Here is a 17072-nt window from a genome sequence, read left to right as displayed (position 1 = left end):
CATGGCTGCCAAAGTCCTGCTGGTTGAAGACGATCGCGCCCTGCGCGAAGCCTTGGCCGATACCCTGTGCCTGGGCGGGCATGATTATCGTGCGGTCGATTGTGCCGAGGCGGCCCTGGTCGCCCTGGCCGAGGAGCCCTTCGGCCTGGTGGTCAGTGACGTCAACATGCCGGGCATGGATGGGCATCAGTTGCTGGCGCAGATCCGCGCTCGCTATCCGCAACTGCCGGTACTGCTGATGACGGCCTTCGGCGCCGTGGAGCGGGCGGTGGATGCGATTCGTCAGGGGGCTGCCGATTATCTGGTCAAGCCGTTCGAGCCGCGCACCTTACTGGAACTGGTGGCCAGGCATGCGCTCGGCAAGCTGCCTGCTGGGGATCGCGACGGCCCGGTGGCGCTCGAGCCGGCCAGCGTGCAACTGCTGGAGCTGGCGGCCCGGGTAGCGCAGAGCGATTCGACGGTGATGATCACCGGTGAGTCCGGTACCGGCAAGGAGGTGCTGGCGCGCTACATCCACCAGCAATCCCCGCGTTCGTCCGGACCGTTCATCGCCATCAACTGCGCGGCGATTCCCGACAACATGCTCGAGGCCACGCTGTTCGGCCACGAAAAGGGGGCGTTCACCGGCGCGGTCACGTCCCAGCCGGGCAAGTTCGAACTGGCCGATGGCGGCACCATCCTGCTCGACGAAATTTCCGAGATGCCCCTTGGTCTGCAGGCCAAGCTGCTGCGCGTGTTGCAGGAGCGCGAGGTGGAGCGGGTCGGAGCGCGCAAGCCGATCACCCTGGACATCCGCGTGCTGGCCACCAGTAACCGCGACCTGGCCAGTGAAGTGGCCGCCGGGCGTTTCCGCGAAGACCTCTACTATCGGCTGTCGGTCTTCCTGCTGGCCTGGCGGCCGCTGCGCGAGCGTCCTGCCGACATTCTGCCGCTGGCCGAGCGGCTGCTGGCCAAACACGTCAAAAAAATGAATCAGGCGCCGGTGCGGCTGTCCGAGTCGGCTGCACGAAGCCTGGTGCAGCACCCCTGGCCAGGCAACGTGCGCGAGCTGGACAACGCCATCCAGCGTGCGTTGATTCTCCAGCAGGGTGGAGTGATTCAGGCGCAGGATCTCTGCCTGCACGCACCCATCGGCCAAAGCGTACAGGGCACCGCGCCTCGCTTGGCGGTCGTGCCCAGTGCGCCCGTTGCGCCGCCGGTGGCGGAGGAGGCGATGGTGGCCGATGGCGGCGCTCTGGGTGAGGACCTGCGGCGTCGTGAGTTCCAGGTGATCATCGATACCCTGCGCGCCGAGCGCGGCCGCCGCAAGGAGGCTGCCGAGCGTCTGGGCATCAGCCCGCGCACCTTGCGCTACAAGCTGGCGCAGATGCGCGACGCCGGCATGGATGTCGAGGCCTATCTCTACGCCAGTTAGTCTGGCTCCACTCATGCCTGAAACCAGGCGGGTTATCCCCGCCTGTCGTTTTGCTGTCTCACGCTCTGCCAGCGCGCTTCTCGCACTGCTCCTGCCTGCCGACTGAAGCCTGTCGCTGACAACTGCCCTCTTGGCACCCTTGTTGCAATTACCCCTGCATAGCGCCGCTAGCGTCAAAAAGCGGGCAGTGGAGGAAGTCATGTCCCAGGGTGTCGAATTCAATCGCTTGATGCTGGAAATGCGAGCCATGCAGGCCGAGGCCATGGCCCGGCAAAAGCCGGCTGCCAGCGAGCCGGTGCAGGGCATGCCGAGTTTCTCGGAGATGCTCGGTCAGGCGGTGAACAAGGTCAACGAGACCCAGCAGGCCTCCAGCAAGCTCGCCACCGCTTTCGAGATGGGACAGAGCGGGGTCGATCTGACCGACGTGATGATCGCCTCACAGAAAGCCAGCGTATCCTTTCAAGCCATGACCCAGGTGCGTAACAAGCTGGTTCAGGCTTATCAAGACATCATGCAGATGCCGGTCTGAGGGTTGATTCATGGCTGAGGCAGCAGTAGCAAACGTACCGGTTAAGAGCGAAGCAGCGGAGCCCAAGAAGCCGCTGTTCGGCTTGAGCTTCCTGGAAAATCTCGCCGAGATGTCGGTGCTGCGTCAGCTCGGCCTGCTGGTCGGTCTGGCCGCCAGCGTGGCCATCGGCTTTGCCGTGGTGCTCTGGTCGCAGCAGCCGGACTATCGTCCGCTGTATGGCAGCCTCAATGGCCTGGATGCCACCCAGGTGGTGGAAACGCTCAATGCCGCGGGCATCAACTACACCGTCGAGCCCAACTCCGGCGCCTTGCTGGTCAAGGCCGACGATCTGAGCCGTGCGCGTTTGCGCCTGGCCGCCGCCGGTGTGGCGCCCACCGACAACAGCGTCGGCTTCGAGATTCTCGACCGCGAGCAGGGCCTGGGTACCAGTCAATTCATGGAGGCCACCCGCTATCGTCGTGGCCTGGAAGGCGAGCTGGCGCGTACCGTGTCCAGCCTCAACAACGTCAAGGCTGCGCGCGTGCATCTGGCCATGCCCAAGGCTTCGGTGTTCGTGCGTGACGAGCGCAAGCCGTCCGCATCGGTGCTGGTGGAGCTCTATCCGGGGCGGGCGCTGGAGCCCAGCCAGGTGATGGCCATCGTCAATCTGGTCGCTACCAGCGTGCCGGAGCTGGACAAGGGCCAGGTCACCGTGGTCGACCAGAAGGGCAACCTGCTGTCGGATCAGCAGGAACTCTCCGAGCTGACCATGGCCGGCAAGCAGTTCGACTACACCCGCCGCATGGAAACGCTGTTCACCCAGCGCGTGCACAACATCCTGCAGCCGGTGCTGGGCACCGGCCGCTACAAGGCTGAGGTATCGGCCGACGTGGATTTCAGCTCGGTGGAGTCCACCTCCGAGATGTTCAACCCGGACCAGCCGGCGCTGCGCAGCGAGCAGCAGGTCAACGAGCAACGTCAGAGCAGCCTGCCGCCGCAAGGTGTGCCTGGCGCGCTATCCAATCAGCCGCCCGGTGCTGCGGCCGCTCCCGAACAGGCCGGTGGCGCTGCGGGGGCTGCCGGCCCGGTAGCCCCCGGGCAGCCGCTGGTGGATGCCAACGGTCAGCAGATCACCGACCCGATTACCGGTCAACCGATGCTGGCGCCGTACCCGGCCGACAAGCGTGAGCAGTCCACGCGCAACTTCGAGCTGGACCGTTCGATCAGCTACACCAAACAGCAGCAGGGGCGCCTGCGCCGTCTGTCGGTGGCCGTGGTGGTGGATGACCAGGTACGCGTCGACCCAACCACCGGCGAAGCCACCCGAGTGCCGTGGAGCGCCGACGATCTGGCTCGCTTCACGCGTCTGGTGCAGGACTCGGTGGGCTTCGATGCCAGCCGTGGCGACAGTGTCAGCGTGATCAACACCGCCTTTACCGCCTCGCTGGGCGAAGAGATTCCGGACATTCCGTTCTACACCCAGCCCTGGTTCTGGGACATCGTCAAGCAGGTGCTCGGCGTACTGTTCATCCTGGTGCTGGTGTTCGGCGTGCTGCGTCCGGTGCTCAACAACATCACCGGCGGTGGCAAGGGCAAGGGGCTGGCCGAAACCGGCGACGTCGAGTTGGGCGAGATGGCCGGCCTGGATGGCGAACTGTCCGAAGATCGCGTCAGCCTGGGCGGCCCGCAAAGCATACTGCTGCCCAGCCCCAGCGAGGGGTATGATGCACAATTGAACGCCATCAAGAGTCTGGTGGCCGAAGATCCTGGTCGCGTGGCCCAGGTAGTGAAAGAGTGGATCAACGCCGATGAGTGACAATCGAACCGCTACCAAGCTGAACAAGGTCGACAAGGCCGCCATTCTCCTGCTCTCGCTGGGCGAGACCGATGCGGCTCAGGTGCTGCGTCACCTCGGCCCGAAGGAAGTGCAGCGCGTCGGCGTGGCCATGGCCGGGATGCGCAACATTCACCGCGAGCAGGTCGAACAGGTAATGGCCGAGTTCGTCGACATCGTCGGCGACCAGACCAGCCTCGGCGTGGGCGCCGACGGCTACATCCGCAAGATGCTCACCCAGGCCCTGGGCGAGGACAAGGCCGGCAATCTGATCGACCGCATCCTGCTGGGCGGCAGCACCAGCGGCCTGGACAGCCTGAAATGGATGGAGCCGCGCGCCGTTGCCGATGTGATTCGCTACGAGCACCCGCAGATCCAGGCCATCGTGGTCGCCTATCTCGACCCGGACCAGGCCGGCGAGGTGCTCAGCCACTTCGACCACAAGGTGCGCCTGGACATCATTCTGCGCGTGTCCTCGCTCAACACCGTGCAGCCGTCTGCCCTCAAGGAGCTCAACCAGATTCTCGAGAAGCAGTTCTCCGGCAGCGCCAATACCACGCGCGCCACCATGGGCGGGGTCAAGCGTGCGGCGGACATCATGAACTTCCTCGACAGTTCGGTGGAAGGTCAGCTGATGGACTCGATCCGCGAGGTGGACGAGGACCTGTCGACGCAGATCGAGGACCTGATGTTCGTCTTCGACAACCTGGCCGACGTCGACGACCGCGGCATCCAGGCGCTGCTGCGCGAGGTGTCCTCCGAAGTGCTGGTGCTGGCGCTCAAGGGCGCCGACGACGCGATCAAGGACAAGGTGTTCAAGAACATGTCCAAACGTGCCGCCGAGCTGCTGCGTGACGACCTGGAAGCCAAGGGGCCGGTCCGCGTCAGCGACGTCGAGGCGGCGCAGAAGGAAATCCTCACCATTGCCCGGCGCATGGCCGAGGCCGGCGAGATCGTGCTCGGTGGCAAGGGCGGCGAGGAGATGGTTTAGCAGGGTCTATTCCCGTTTCGCCACGGCCGCGCCGGAGCCAGTTTTTGCGCGGGGCAAGGCATGAGGAGAGAAGTTTGGTCATTCCAAATGAACAACGAATAACGCAGCAGCGCGCAAAGACCGGCCCGGCCCTTCGGGTTGCGCGGCAAATGGCACCATGCGGTGTTGCGGGACTTGGCAAGGGGGCAACCATTCCCTGCGTCCCGCGCCTTGCCTGGCGCCATTTGGCGCAGCAACGCGGCTCGCGTCGAAATGGGAACAGACCCTGATGGCCGCCAAGGAGCCGGAGAGCGAGCTGATTCGCGCCAAGGACCTGGGTACGTTCGATCGCTGGGCGCTGCCCAGCTTCGATGCGCCTGGCGAAGAGTCCGCAGAGAGCGAGGCGGCTCCAGCCGAAGAGCCCGCCGCTGCGGCCGAAGGCGAGGCGCAGGACCTCGGCCAGGTCGAGGAAGTCGCGCTGGAGGACGTCAAGCCGCTGACGCTCGATGAGCTCGAGGCGATCCGCCAGGATGCCTACAACGAAGGTTTTGCCACCGGCGAGAAGGACGGCTTTCACGCCGGTCAGCTCAAGGCCAAGCAGGAGGCCGATGCCGCGCTGGCGCTGAAGATCGGCAGCCTGGAAAAACTCATGGCGCAACTGCTCGAGCCCATCGCCGAGCAGGACCAGCAGATGGAGCTGGCCCTGGTTCGCCTGGTCAGCCATATGACGCGCGAGGTGATCCAGCGCGAGCTGAGCATCGATTCCAGTCAGATTCGCCAGGTCCTGCGCGAGGCGCTCAAGCTGCTGCCGATGGGGGCGGACAACGTGCGCATCCAGGTCAACCCGCAGGACTTTGAGGTCATCAAGGCCCTGCGTGAGCGCCATGAAGAGAACTGGCGCATTCTCGAGGACGACAGCCTGCTACCCGGCGGCTGCCGCATCGAGTCGGAGCACAGCCAGATCGACGCCAGCGTGGAAACGCGCATGGCGCAGGCGCTCAAGCAGCTATTCGAGCAGCAGCGCGCGCAGTTCACCCAACCGCCCGAGGCCGACATAAGCCTCGATCTGGACGCCGGCGATGCGCCTTGATCGGGTGAGTTTCGCCCGGCGTCTGGAGGGCTACACCGAGGCGATCAGCCTGCCCAGCCAGCCCATACTCGAAGGCCGCCTGCTGCGCATGGTGGGCCTGACCCTGGAGGCAGAAGGCCTGCGCGCCGCCATCGGCAGCCGCTGCCTGGTGATCAATGGCGACAGCTACCACCCCGTGCAGGTCGAGGCCGAGGTCATGGGCTTTTCCGGCGGCAAGATCTACCTGATGCCCGTGGGCAGTCTGGCCGGGATTGCACCTGGCGCCCGCGTGGTGCCGCTGCCCGATGCCGGCCGCCTGCCGATGGGCATGTCAATGCTCGGCCGGGTGCTCGACGGCGCCGGCAGGGCGCTCGACGGCAAGGGCGGGATGAAGGCCGAGGACTGGGTGCCGGTCGACGGGCCTGCCATCAATCCGCTCAATCGCGATCCCATCAGCCAGCCGCTGGATGTCGGCATTCGCACCATCAACGGCCTGCTCACCGTCGGACGCGGCCAGCGTCTGGGCCTGTTCGCCGGTACCGGCGTGGGCAAGTCGGTGCTGCTGGGCATGATGACCCGTTTCACCGAGGCCGAGATCATCGTCGTCGGCCTGATCGGCGAGCGCGGTCGCGAGGTCAAGGAGTTCATCGACGAGATTCTCGGCGCCGAAGGCCTCAAGCGTTCGGTGGTGGTGGCTTCGCCCGCTGACGATGCGCCATTGATGCGTCTGCGCGCGGCGCAATACTGCACGCGCATCGCCGAATATTTCCGCGACAAGGGCAAGAACGTGCTGCTGCTGATGGATTCGCTGACCCGCTATGCCCAGGCGCAGCGCGAGATCGCCCTGGCCATCGGCGAGCCGCCGGCAACCAAGGGTTATCCGCCTTCGGTGTTCGCCAAGCTGCCCCGGCTGGTCGAGCGCGCCGGTAATGGCGAGGCGGGCGGTGGTTCGATCACGGCCTTCTACACGGTATTGAGCGAGGGCGACGACCAGCAGGACCCCATCGCCGATGCGGCGCGCGGCGTACTCGACGGCCACTTCGTGCTGTCGCGGCGGCTGGCGGAGGAGGGGCACTATCCGGCCATCGACATCGAATCGTCGATCAGCCGGGTGATGCCGCAGGTGGTACCGCCGGAGCAGCTCAAGCAGGCGCAGCGTTTCAAGCAACTCTGGTCGCGCTATCAGCAGAGCCGCGATCTGATCAGCGTCGGCGCCTACGTACCGGGCGGCGACGCCGACACCGATCTGGCCATCGCCCGGCAACCGCAGATGGCCCAGTACCTGCGCCAGGGCCTCGGCGAAAGCGTGGACATGGCGCAGAGCCGCGAGCAGCTGGCGGCGGTGCTGGGGGCGTGATCGAGGCTGATGGGGCGATGAAACCATGAGTCTGAGCCGTGCCAAGCGTCTGCAGCCGGTCGTGGAAATGGCCGAGAAGGCCGAGCGCGAAGCCGCACGCCAGCTCGGTCATTGTCAGGGCCTGGTCGGCCAGGCCGAGGCCAAGCTGGGCGAGTTGGAGCGCTTTCGCGGCGATTACCAGCAGCAATGGATCAGCGAAGGCAGCAAGGGCGTCTCCGGCCAATGGCTGATGAACTATCAGCGCTTTCTCTCGCAGCTGGAGACGGCCATCGGCCAGCAGCATCAGAACCTCGAATGGCATCGCGCGAATCTGGAGAAGATTCGCGCCATATGGCAGCAGCGCTATGCGCGTCTGGAAGGGCTGCGCAAGCTGGTGCAGCGCTACATCGACGAGGCGCGGCTGGCCGAGGACAAGCGCGAGCAGAAGCTGCTCGACGAACTGGCGCAACGCCTGATCGATCGCGGCGAGCCCTGATTGCAGTTGTCTCACCGCAGCTCAGGTGCTACACCTTGAAGCGTGAACACGCCGATCTGGCAAAGTCCCCAAAAGGAGTAGACATGGCCATCACCTCGCAACCGTCGGCCGACGGGCAAGAGCTGACCATCGTGATTCGAGGACGATTCGACTTCGCCTCCCACCAGGAATTTCGTGACGCCTACGAGCGCGTCAACATCACGCCCAAGCGCTATCAGGTCGACCTGCAGGACACCAGCTATCTGGATAGCTCGGCCCTCGGCATGCTCCTGCTGCTGCGCGATCACGCCGGCGGCGACGCGGCGCAGATTCGTCTGCTCAACTGCAGCAGCGATGTGCGCAAGATCCTCGCCATTTCCAACTTCGAGCAGTTGTTCCAGATCAGCTGAACATGCCTGAGCGCCTGTCGATCCTGATCGTCGAGGACAACGCGGCCGACCGCATGCTGTTGTCGACCATCGTCAGTCGGCAGGGGCACAGGGTACTCACCGCCGGCAACGGGCTGGAGGCGGTCGCCCTGTTCGAGCAGGAGCGGCCGCACCTGGTGCTGATGGATGCCCTGATGCCGGTGATGGACGGTTTCGAGGCCGCCCGCCGTATCAAGCAGCAGGCCGGCGAAGCGCTGGTGCCGATCATCTTTCTCACCTCGCTCACCGAGAACGAGGCGCTGGTGCGTTGCCTGGAGGCGGGCGGCGACGATTTTCTCGCCAAGCCCTACAACCGGGTGATACTCGAAGCCAAGATCGGCGCCATGGATCGCCTGCGCCGCTTGCAGGCCACCGTGCTGGAACAGCGTGACCTGATCGCCCGGCACAACGAACACCTGCTGCGCGAGCAGCGGGTGGCCAAGGCGGTATTCGACAAGGTGGCGCATTCCGGCTGCCTCGACGCCCCCAATATCCGTTATCTGCAATCGCCCTATGCGCTGTTCAACGGCGACCTGCTGCTGGCGGCGTACACGCCCTCCGGCGGCATGCACGTGATGCTGGGCGACTTCACCGGGCACGGCTTGCCGGCCGCCATCGGCGCCATGCCGCTGGCCGAGGTGTTCTATGGCATGACCTCCAAAGGCCATGCCCTGGCCGAGATCCTTCGCGAGATCAATGCCAAGCTCAAGCGCATCCTGCCGGTTGGGGTGTTCTGCTGCGCCACCCTGCTCAACATCAGCAGCCAGCGGGGCCTGCTCGAGGTGTGGAACGGCGGGCTGCCCGATGGCTATCTGCTGCATGGCGACGGGCGACCGCGTCAGGCGCTGGTGTCACGTCATCTGCCGTTGGGCATTCTCGAGCCGGCGGCATTCAGCGATCGCTGCGAGGTGTATCCCCTGGCCGAGGGGGATCGCATATTCCTGCTCAGCGACGGCGTGCTGGAGGCCTGCAACCAGCAGGGCCAGCTGTTCGGCGAAGAGCGTCTGCTGGCCCTGCTCGATGCCAATCGCCAGCCGCAGGCGCTGTTCGAGGAGATCCAGCGGGCCTTGGTGGAGTTCCGCGGCGAAGTGCAGGACGACGTCAGCATGCTGCAGGTCGGCCTTGCCGAAGACGACGAGCGCCCTCGGCCCCTGGCCTTTGCCGACAGCGGCCAGAGCAGTTCGCTGGACTGGTCGGCCAGTTTCGAGTTTCGCGCGCAGAGCCTGCGCCATTTCAATCCCTTGCCCTACCTGTTGCAGCTGCTGCTGGACGTGCAGGCCCTGCGACCGCGCGGCGGGGAGCTGTACACCGTCCTGGCCGAGCTCTACTCCAATGCCCTGGAGCACGGCGTGATGGGACTGAACTCCGCGCTCAAGCAGGATGCCAGCGGTTTTGCCGAGTACTACCGTGAGCGCCGCCTGCGCCTGGCCGCACTGCACGAGGGGTACGTGCGCTTCCACCTGCGGATGCTGCCGGAGGACGGGGGTGGCCGTCTGATCGTGCGGGTCGAGGACAGCGGTCCCGGCTTCGATCCGGGCAGGGTCATGGCGGCTGGCGACGAAGCCCTGTGCGGACGCGGGCTGGCGCTGGTGCGTCAGCTCAGTGATGGCTTCCATGTTGCGCCGGGTGGCCAGGGGGTCAGCGTGGAGTTTTGCTGGTCCTCTGAGGCATAATGCGGGCCTGTCGTTCAGGGAGTGACCCGGTGTCCGATATCCATCTCGACGATGCCGTCCTGGCAGCCTTGCAGGACGTCATGGAAGACGAGTACCCGATTCTGCTCGATACCTTCGTGGCCGATTCCGAGGAGCGCCTGCGTCTGCTGCATCAGGCCGCGGCCGATGGCGATGCGCAGGGCTTGCGGCTGGCCGCTCATAGCTTCAAGGGCAGTTGCAGCAACATGGGCGCGGTGCTGCTGTCTGGCCTGTGCAAGCAGCTCGAGGACGCTGGGCGGCGTGAGGCGCTCGAGCTGGCACCGGCGCTGATCGAGCAGATCGAGCGCGAATTCGCCATCGTCCGCATCCTCTTCAAGTCCGAGCGTCAGCGTTACCGCGTCTGACTTTTCCCGAGTTGGCCCATCCTTTGCTCTGATCCCGTCACGACCCATCAGACGGAGAGCGTCCATGTCCGCGTTGCCCGACCTACGCCTGCAGGCCACGCCTGAGGCGAAGAGCAAAGCGAAGCAGCCGGCCAAAGCGCCGGAGCCCAGCAAGAAAGAGGCTTCCAGCTTTGCCGAGGTGTATGCCAAGGAGCGCCAGGCCAAGCCTGGTGAGCGCTCTGGCAGCACTGCAAAATCCAGCCAGGAGCAGCCGGCCAAGCCCGGTGCCGAGGCCTCGACCCCGGCCGCGACTGCCGCCGAACAACCGGTCGTTGCCGCCCCCGGCAATTCCTTGCCGGCCGAGGAGGGTACGCAGGAGGCGCTCGACCCCTTGCTGGCCATGGCCCTTGGCGGCATGCCGCTGCCGGCTGACATGGTGCCTGCTGCCGAGGAAGCGCTGCCGCCCGAGGCTCTGCTGATCACCGGCTTTGTCGGCGGCAGCGCCGAAGAGACGCAGCCGGTGCTGGAGCCTGAGGTCGATGACCCCCTGGCCATGCTCGCCGAGCTGCCGGAGGAGGAGGTCAAGACCCAGCCCGTGCAGGAGGCTTTGAGCAGAAGTGCGCGGATCTCCACCAGCACCGATTTCGCCGCGGCCATGGCGGCCATGGGCAAAGGCGAAGAGACGCTCAAGAAAAGCGATGAGCCTGCTCTGGACCTGCCGCTCGAGAGCCTGGCCAAGGATGCGCTGGAGAGTCTCAAGGACAGCGTGCAACCCAATCGCCCGGATCAGTTCGTCAGCAAGCTCAACGCCCTGACTCAGGCGCTGAACCAGCAGACCAACGTGACCTCGCGCCTGCCACTGGTGCCCGGTCAGCCGGTCGCCATGCATCAGGGCGGCTGGAGCGAGGCGGTGGTGGACCGGGTCATGTGGTTGTCCAGCCAGAACCTCAAGTCGGCGGAAATTCAGCTCGACCCGGCCGAGCTGGGGCGCCTGGAGGTGCGGGTGAACCTGTCCCAGGATCAGGCCCAGGTCACCTTCGCCAGCCCCAATGCCAGCGTGCGCGAAGCGCTAGAAGGCCAGATGCACCGCCTGCGCGAGCTGTTCACCCAGCAGGGCATGAGCCTGGCCGACGCCAATGTCTCCGACCAGTCGCTGAGTCGCGGCTGGCAGGGCCAGGGGGAGGAGGGCCGTGGTGGTGGTGGACGTGGCGGCGAAGGGCTGCTGGGCGGCGATGACGCAGCGATGGTCGGACATCAGGAAGTGGCCGGTGAGCGCCTGCGCACGGGGCTCGGCCTGGTCGATTACTACGCCTGAGCCAGACGCTGACGGAGTCGACGCCAGCCAGGCGGCGTCACTCCGCTAAACTTGCATTCGCCCGGGTGGCCGAAAGGTCGCCCGGGCGAATGCTTTTTGAGGTGACAGCAAGGGCGCGGCCCTGTTAAATCCGCAGCCCAGAGTTAGACAAGTCTGCTCAGATGCTGGCATAACACTTGCTCTTAACCCTTTGAAAGCGGAAAGAACGTAGGCACTGACGGATTATTGGCATGGCTAAGAAAGAAGCGGCACCGGCCGCCGACGGACAACCCGGCGGCAAGAGCAAGCTCAAGCTCATCATTCTCATCGTCGTGGGTCTGCTCCTGGCCGTCGGTCTTTCCATTGGCGGTACCTGGTTCATTCTCAGCAAGGGCGACAAGGCCGACGATGCCAAGCCCGCCGAAGCTGCCAGCCCCGCGGTACCGGTGCGCCAACCGGCGCTGTATCAGGATCTGATGCCGGCTTTCGTGGTCAATTTCAATCATCAGGGCCGCACTCGCTATCTGCAGGTCAGCATGGCGCTGATGAGCCGCGACGCCGCTGGCGTGGAGAAACTCAAGGTGCACATGCCGGTTTTGCGCAATCGCCTGGTGATGCTGCTTTCCGGTCAGGATTTCGCTGCCCTGCAGACCCCGCTGGGCAAGGAGATGCTCCTGCAGCAGGCCTTGGCCAGCGTGCAGGAACTGGCCCAGAAGGAAACCGGCAGCACCGTGGTCGAGCAGGTGCTGTTCACCAATTTCGTTTTGCAGTAGCCGGGAGCCCAACATGGCCGTGCAAGACCTGCTTTCCCAGGATGAGATCGACGCGCTGCTGCATGGCGTCGACGACGGGCTGGTCGCCACCGAAGACGCCGCGGAACCTGGAAGCGTCAAGCAATATGACCTGACCAGCCAGGACCGCATCGTCCGTGGGCGCATGCCGACCCTGGAGATGATCAACGAGCGTTTCGCCCGCTATACCCGCATCAGCATGTTCAACCTGCTGCGCCGCTCGGCGGACGTGGCCGTCGGTGGCGTGCAGGTGATGAAGTTCGGCGAGTACGTGCACTCGCTGTACGTGCCCACCAGCCTCAACCTGGTGAAGATGAAGCCGCTGCGCGGCACCGGCCTGTTCATTCTGGATGCCAAGCTGGTGTTCAAGCTGGTGGACAACTTCTTCGGCGGCGACGGCCGCCACGCCAAGATCGAGGGGCGCGAGTTCACCCCCACCGAACTTCGCGTGGTGCGCATGGTGCTCGATCAGGCCTTCGTCGACCTGCGCGAGGCCTGGCATGCGGTGATGGACATCAACTTCGAGTACGTCAACTCCGAGGTCAACCCGGCGCTGGCCAATATCGTCAGCCCCAGCGAGGTGGTGGTGGTGTCCACCTTCCATATCGAGCTGGACGGTGGCGGTGGCGACCTGCACATCACAATGCCCTATTCGATGATCGAGCCGATTCGCGAGATGCTCGACGCCGGTTTCCAGTCCGACGTCGACGATCAGGACGAGCGCTGGATCAAGGCCCTGCGCGAGGACATCCTCGACGTCAGCGTGCCGCTGGCCGCCACCGTGGCGCGGCGTCAGCTGAAGCTGCGCGACATCCTGCACATGCAGCCGGGTGACGTGATCCCGGTGGAGCTGCCGGAAAACGTGATCATGCGCGCCAATGGCGTGCCGACTTTCAAGGTCAAGCTCGGCGCACACAAGGGCAATCTCGCCCTGCAGGTGCTCGAGCCGATCGAGCGTCAGCGCTGAGGCGCTGGCAAACCCATTTGAGGTAGGCGAGGAACAACGATGGCAGACGAAGAGAACACCTCCCCCGAGGAACAGGCGCTGGCCGACGAGTGGGCGGCAGCCCTGGCCGAGGCAGGCGATGCCGGCCAGGACGACATCGACGCCATGCTGGCTGCGCAGAGCAGCGCCCAGCCGGCGGCGCCGCGTGCGCCGATGGAAGAGTTCGGCAGCGCGCCACAGGCCAGCGGGCTGCCGGTCAGTCTGGACGGCCCCAACCTGGACGTGATCCTGGATATCCCGGTGTCCATTTCCATGGAAGTGGGCAACACCGATATCACCATTCGCAACCTGCTGCAGCTCAATCAGGGCTCGGTGATCGAGCTCGATCGCCTGGCCGGCGAGCCGCTCGACGTGCTGGTCAACGGCACCCTGATCGCCCATGGCGAAGTGGTGGTGGTCAACGAGAAGTTCGGCATTCGCCTGACCGACGTGATCAGCCCCAGCGAACGCATCAAGAAGCTGCGCTGACCATGGCTCGTCTTCTCGCTCTGCTTCTGAGCATGCCCCTGGCGGCCATGGCGGCCGAACCTGCGGGCAAGGCGGCCACGCCCATGGCCGGTAGCGATGTGGCCGGCCAGCTGGGCCAGTTGCTGCTCGGCCTGCTGCTGGTCATCGGGCTGATCTTCGCGCTCGCCTGGCTGCTGCGTCGGGTGCAGCAACTGGCGCCGCGCGGCGGCCAGGTGATCAAGCTGCTGGCCACTCAGCCGCTCGGTCCGCGTGATCGCCTGGTGCTGGTGCAGGTGGGCAACGAGCAGATATTGCTGGGCCTGTCCGCCGGACGCATCACCCCGCTGCACGTGCTCAAGGAGCCGGTGCACCTGGCCGACGCCGAACCGGCCACACCGGAATTCGCCCAGCGCCTGATGGAGCTGCTGGGCAAGGATCAGAAGGACAAATCCTGATGCTGCGTCTGTTGCTGGTGCTGCTGCTGAGTCTGGCCGCTTCGCTGGCGTTCGCCGAAGATCCGCCATCCGGCGCCTCGCTGATCCAGCAGGGCAGCAGTCCGCTGTCGATTCCGGCGATCACGCTGTCCACCGATGCGGAGGGTCAGCAGGAGTATTCGGTCAGCCTGCAGATCCTGCTGATCATGACCGCGCTGAGCTTCATCCCGGCGTTCGTCATGCTGATGACCAGCTTCACTCGGATCATCATCGTGTTTTCCATCCTGCGTCAGGCACTGGGCCTGCAGCAGACCCCGTCGAACCAGATCCTGGTGGGCCTGGCGCTGTTTCTGACGCTGTTCATCATGGCGCCGATCTTCGACCGGATTAACACCGATGCGCTGCAGCCCTACCTCAACGAGGAAATCGTCGCTCAGGAGGCGCTGACCCGTGCCGAGGGGCCGATTCGCGACTTCATGCTGGCGCAGACCCGTGAGAGCGACCTGGCGTTGTTCGTGCGCTTGTCCAAGCGTACCGATCTGGCCGGTGTCGAGGACGTACCGCTGACCATCCTGGTGCCGGCGTTCGTCACCTCCGAGCTGAAGACCGCGTTCCAGATCGGTTTCATGATCTTCATCCCGTTCCTGATCATCGACATGGTGGTCGCCAGCATTCTCATGGCGATGGGCATGATGATGCTGTCGCCGCTGATCATCTCGTTGCCGTTCAAGATCATGCTGTTCGTGCTGGTCGATGGCTGGGCGTTGATCATGGGCACACTGGCCGCCAGTTTCGGCACGTTATAGCGAGGCTCACGATGACTCCCGAGGTAGCGGTAGACCTGTTTCGCGAAGCGCTGTGGCTGATCGTGCTGATCGTCGGCCTGGCGGTGGTGCCAAGTCTGCTGGTCGGTCTGGTGGTCGCCATGTTCCAGGCCGCGACGCAGATCAACGAACAGACCCTGAGCTTTCTGCCGCGTCTGATGGTGATGCTGATCACCCTGATCTGGGCCGGCCCCTGGCTGGTGAGTCAGTTGATGGAGTACACGCAGAATCTGATCCAGAACATTCCGTACCTCATAGGTTGAGGGGCTGCGCGCGATGCTGGAACTGAGCAACGAGCAAATCAGCGGCTGGGTCGCCCAGTTCCTGCTGCCGTTGTTCCGCATCGCGGCGATGCTGATGGTCATGCCGATCATCGGGACGCAACTGGTGCCGAATCGGGTTCGCCTGTACCTGGCGCTGGCGATCAGCGTGGTGCTGGTGCCGACCCTGCCGCCGATGCCGCAGGTCGACGCGCTGAGCCTGCGCAGCCTGTTGCTGATCCTGGAACAGGTGCTGATCGGCGCCATGTTCGGCTTCATCCTGCAGCTGTTCTTTCATCTGTTCGCCGTGGCGGGGCAGATCATTGCCATGCAGATGGGCCTGGGCTTCGCCTCCATGGTCGATCCTACCAACGGCGTTTCCGTGCCGGTGCTCGGCCAGTTCATGCTGATGCTGGTGACGCTGCTGTTTTTGGCGATCAACGGCCACCTGGTGGTTCTGGAGGTGCTTGCCGAAAGCTTCGTCAGCCTGCCGCCAGGGCAGGGCCTGATGATCGGCCACTACTGGGAGCTGGCCGGCAAGCTCGGCTGGGTGATCGGCGCCGGCCTGCTGCTGACCCTGCCCATGGTCACCGCGCTACTGGTGATCAACCTGGCGTTCGGCGTGATGACCCGTGCGGCGCCGCAGCTGAACATCTTCTCCATCGGTTTCCCGCTGACCCTGGCCATGGGCCTGGTGATCTTCTGGATCGGCCTGTCCGACTTCGGCAGCCTGTTCCAGGCCCTGGCCAGCGAGGCCTTGCAGCAGCTGGGCGAATTCGCCCTGACGCGATGAGGAGCGAGCATGGCTGAAAGCGAAAGCGGTGCCGAAAAAAGCGAGGAACCCACCAGTAAGCGGCTCGAGGAGTCGCGCAAGAAAGGTCAGATCGCTCGCTCCAAGGAGCTCAACACCCTGGCGGTGACCCTCACCGGCACCGTTGCGCTGATCATCTTCGGCGCCTACATGGGCAACGTGCTCATGGACCTGATGCGCGGCAATTTCAGTCTGCCGCGCGAGGTGCTGATGCACGAGGGCAGCATGGCCTTGTACCTGCTGGCTTCCGGCAAGCATGCCCTGGTGGCCATACAGCCGCTGTTCCTGGCCCTGCTGATCGCTTCGGTCATCGGCCCCATCGCCTTGGGCGGCTGGCTGTTCTCCGCCGAGGCGCTACAGCCCAAGGCCAGTCGCATGAATCCCCTGGCCGGTCTCAAGCGCATGTTCTCCGTGCAGGCGCTGGTCGAGCTGCTCAAGGCCCTGGCCAAGTTTCTGGTGATTCTGGCGGTGGCGCTGGTGGTGCTTGCGCTGGATCAGGACGACCTGCTGGCCATCGCCAACGAGCCGGTGGAGCCGGCCATTCTGCACAGCCTCAGGGTGGTGGGCTGGAGCGCGTTCTGGCTGTCCTGCGGGCTGATTCTGATCGCCGCGGTGGATGTGCCGTTCCAGCTCTGGAGCCACAAGCAGAAGCTGAAGATGACCAAGCAGGAAGTGCGCGACGAGTACAAGGACACCGAGGGCAAGCCCGAGGTCAAGGGGCGTATCCGTCAGCTGCAGCGCGAGATGGCCGAGCGGCGCATGATGCAGGCCGTGCCGCAGGCCGACGTGGTGATCACCAACCCGACGCACTTCGCCGTGGCGCTCAAGTACGACCCGGAGAAGGGGGGGGCGCCAATGCTGCTGGCCAAGGGTGGCGACTTCCTGGCGCTGAAGATTCGCGAAATCGCCCAGGAGCACAAGGTGATGGTGCTGGAATCGCCGGCGCTGGCCCGGGCCGTCTACTACTCCACCGAGCTGGATCAGGAAATTCCCGCCGGCCTGTACCTGGCCGTGGCCCAGGTGCTGGCCTACGTCTATCAGCTTCGGCAGTACCAGGCCGGCAAGGGCAAGCGTCCGGGGCCATTGCCGGACCTGCCGATCCCTGCGGATCTGCGTCGCGACTCGTAAAGAGCGTC

Annotated in this window: 19 protein-coding genes; all 19 read left to right on the top strand. The window is 64.9% G+C overall.

Annotation, left to right across the window (positions count from 1 at the left end; all coding sequences use genetic code 11):
• The first annotated feature begins 1 nt into the window (after position 1).
• Positions 2-1414 (top strand): sigma-54-dependent response regulator transcription factor FleR, encoded by a 1413-nt coding sequence (gene fleR, locus L1F06_RS15000; protein WP_129482192.1) that lies wholly within the window; start codon positions 2-4, stop codon positions 1412-1414.
• A 199-nt stretch (positions 1415-1613) separates the two neighbouring features.
• Positions 1614-1943 (top strand): flagellar hook-basal body complex protein FliE, encoded by a 330-nt coding sequence (gene fliE, locus L1F06_RS14995; RefSeq protein ID WP_003243188.1) that lies wholly within the window; start codon positions 1614-1616, stop codon positions 1941-1943.
• A gap of 10 nt (positions 1944-1953) precedes the next feature.
• Positions 1954-3738, top strand: a complete 1785-nt coding sequence (gene fliF / locus L1F06_RS14990; RefSeq protein WP_129482193.1) for a flagellar basal-body MS-ring/collar protein FliF — start codon at positions 1954-1956, stop codon at positions 3736-3738.
• Positions 3731-4747, top strand: coding sequence for a flagellar motor switch protein FliG (fliG, locus tag L1F06_RS14985; RefSeq protein WP_003243191.1), 1017 nt, complete (start codon positions 3731-3733; stop codon positions 4745-4747). Before fliF ends, fliG begins: the two co-directional genes overlap by 8 nt.
• Positions 4748-5015: 268 nt before the next feature.
• Entirely contained in the window at positions 5016-5816 is an 801-nt protein-coding gene (fliH, locus tag L1F06_RS14980; protein WP_003243193.1) for a flagellar assembly protein FliH, read from the top strand.
• Positions 5806-7152, top strand: a complete 1347-nt coding sequence (gene fliI / locus L1F06_RS14975; protein ID WP_003243195.1) for a flagellar protein export ATPase FliI — start codon at positions 5806-5808, stop codon at positions 7150-7152. Before fliH ends, fliI begins: the two co-directional genes overlap by 11 nt.
• Positions 7153-7177: 25 nt before the next feature.
• Entirely contained in the window at positions 7178-7627 is a 450-nt protein-coding gene (gene fliJ / locus L1F06_RS14970; protein WP_003243197.1) for a flagellar export protein FliJ, read from the top strand.
• Positions 7628-7710: 83 nt separating this feature from the next.
• The gene (locus L1F06_RS14965; protein ID WP_003243199.1) at positions 7711-8016 is read left to right on the top strand and encodes an STAS domain-containing protein; all 306 of its coding nucleotides are present in this window, start codon (positions 7711-7713) and stop codon (positions 8014-8016) included.
• A 2-nt stretch (positions 8017-8018) separates the two neighbouring features.
• Positions 8019-9707 (top strand): fused response regulator/phosphatase, encoded by a 1689-nt coding sequence (locus L1F06_RS14960; protein WP_012019022.1) that lies wholly within the window; start codon positions 8019-8021, stop codon positions 9705-9707.
• 29 nt (positions 9708-9736) lie between these two features.
• Positions 9737-10090, top strand: a complete 354-nt coding sequence (locus L1F06_RS14955) for an Hpt domain-containing protein (protein ID WP_003243202.1) — start codon at positions 9737-9739, stop codon at positions 10088-10090.
• A gap of 64 nt (positions 10091-10154) precedes the next feature.
• On the top strand, positions 10155-11384 hold the full coding sequence (locus L1F06_RS14950; protein WP_129482194.1) for a flagellar hook-length control protein FliK: 1230 nt from the start codon (positions 10155-10157) through the stop codon (positions 11382-11384).
• Positions 11385-11614: 230 nt separating this feature from the next.
• On the top strand, positions 11615-12136 hold the full coding sequence (gene fliL / locus L1F06_RS14945) for a flagellar basal body-associated protein FliL (RefSeq protein WP_012019019.1): 522 nt from the start codon (positions 11615-11617) through the stop codon (positions 12134-12136).
• Positions 12137-12149: 13 nt separating this feature from the next.
• Positions 12150-13121, top strand: a complete 972-nt coding sequence (gene fliM / locus L1F06_RS14940) for a flagellar motor switch protein FliM (protein ID WP_003243207.1) — start codon at positions 12150-12152, stop codon at positions 13119-13121.
• A gap of 39 nt (positions 13122-13160) precedes the next feature.
• Positions 13161-13628, top strand: coding sequence for a flagellar motor switch protein FliN (gene fliN / locus L1F06_RS14935; RefSeq protein WP_003243210.1), 468 nt, complete (start codon positions 13161-13163; stop codon positions 13626-13628).
• Between the two features lie 2 nt (positions 13629-13630).
• On the top strand, positions 13631-14062 hold the full coding sequence (gene fliO / locus L1F06_RS14930; protein ID WP_003243212.1) for a flagellar biosynthetic protein FliO: 432 nt from the start codon (positions 13631-13633) through the stop codon (positions 14060-14062).
• Positions 14062-14847, top strand: coding sequence for a flagellar type III secretion system pore protein FliP (gene fliP, locus L1F06_RS14925; RefSeq protein WP_003243214.1), 786 nt, complete (start codon positions 14062-14064; stop codon positions 14845-14847). The genes fliO and fliP overlap by 1 nt, the downstream gene beginning before the upstream one ends.
• Positions 14848-14858: 11 nt before the next feature.
• Positions 14859-15128, top strand: coding sequence for a flagellar biosynthesis protein FliQ (gene fliQ, locus L1F06_RS14920; RefSeq protein ID WP_003243215.1), 270 nt, complete (start codon positions 14859-14861; stop codon positions 15126-15128).
• 13 nt (positions 15129-15141) lie between these two features.
• The gene (fliR, locus tag L1F06_RS14915; RefSeq protein ID WP_129482195.1) at positions 15142-15918 is read left to right on the top strand and encodes a flagellar biosynthetic protein FliR; all 777 of its coding nucleotides are present in this window, start codon (positions 15142-15144) and stop codon (positions 15916-15918) included.
• A gap of 9 nt (positions 15919-15927) precedes the next feature.
• Entirely contained in the window at positions 15928-17064 is a 1137-nt protein-coding gene (flhB, locus tag L1F06_RS14910; protein ID WP_129482196.1) for a flagellar biosynthesis protein FlhB, read from the top strand.
• The last annotated feature ends 8 nt before the right edge of the window (positions 17065-17072 follow it).

The organism is Pseudomonas hydrolytica (assembly GCF_021495345.1).
Taxonomy (GTDB): domain Bacteria; phylum Pseudomonadota; class Gammaproteobacteria; order Pseudomonadales; family Pseudomonadaceae; genus Aquipseudomonas; species Aquipseudomonas hydrolytica.
Note: the sequence above shows the minus strand (reverse complement) of the source record. Positions and strands in the feature narration are given on the sequence as shown.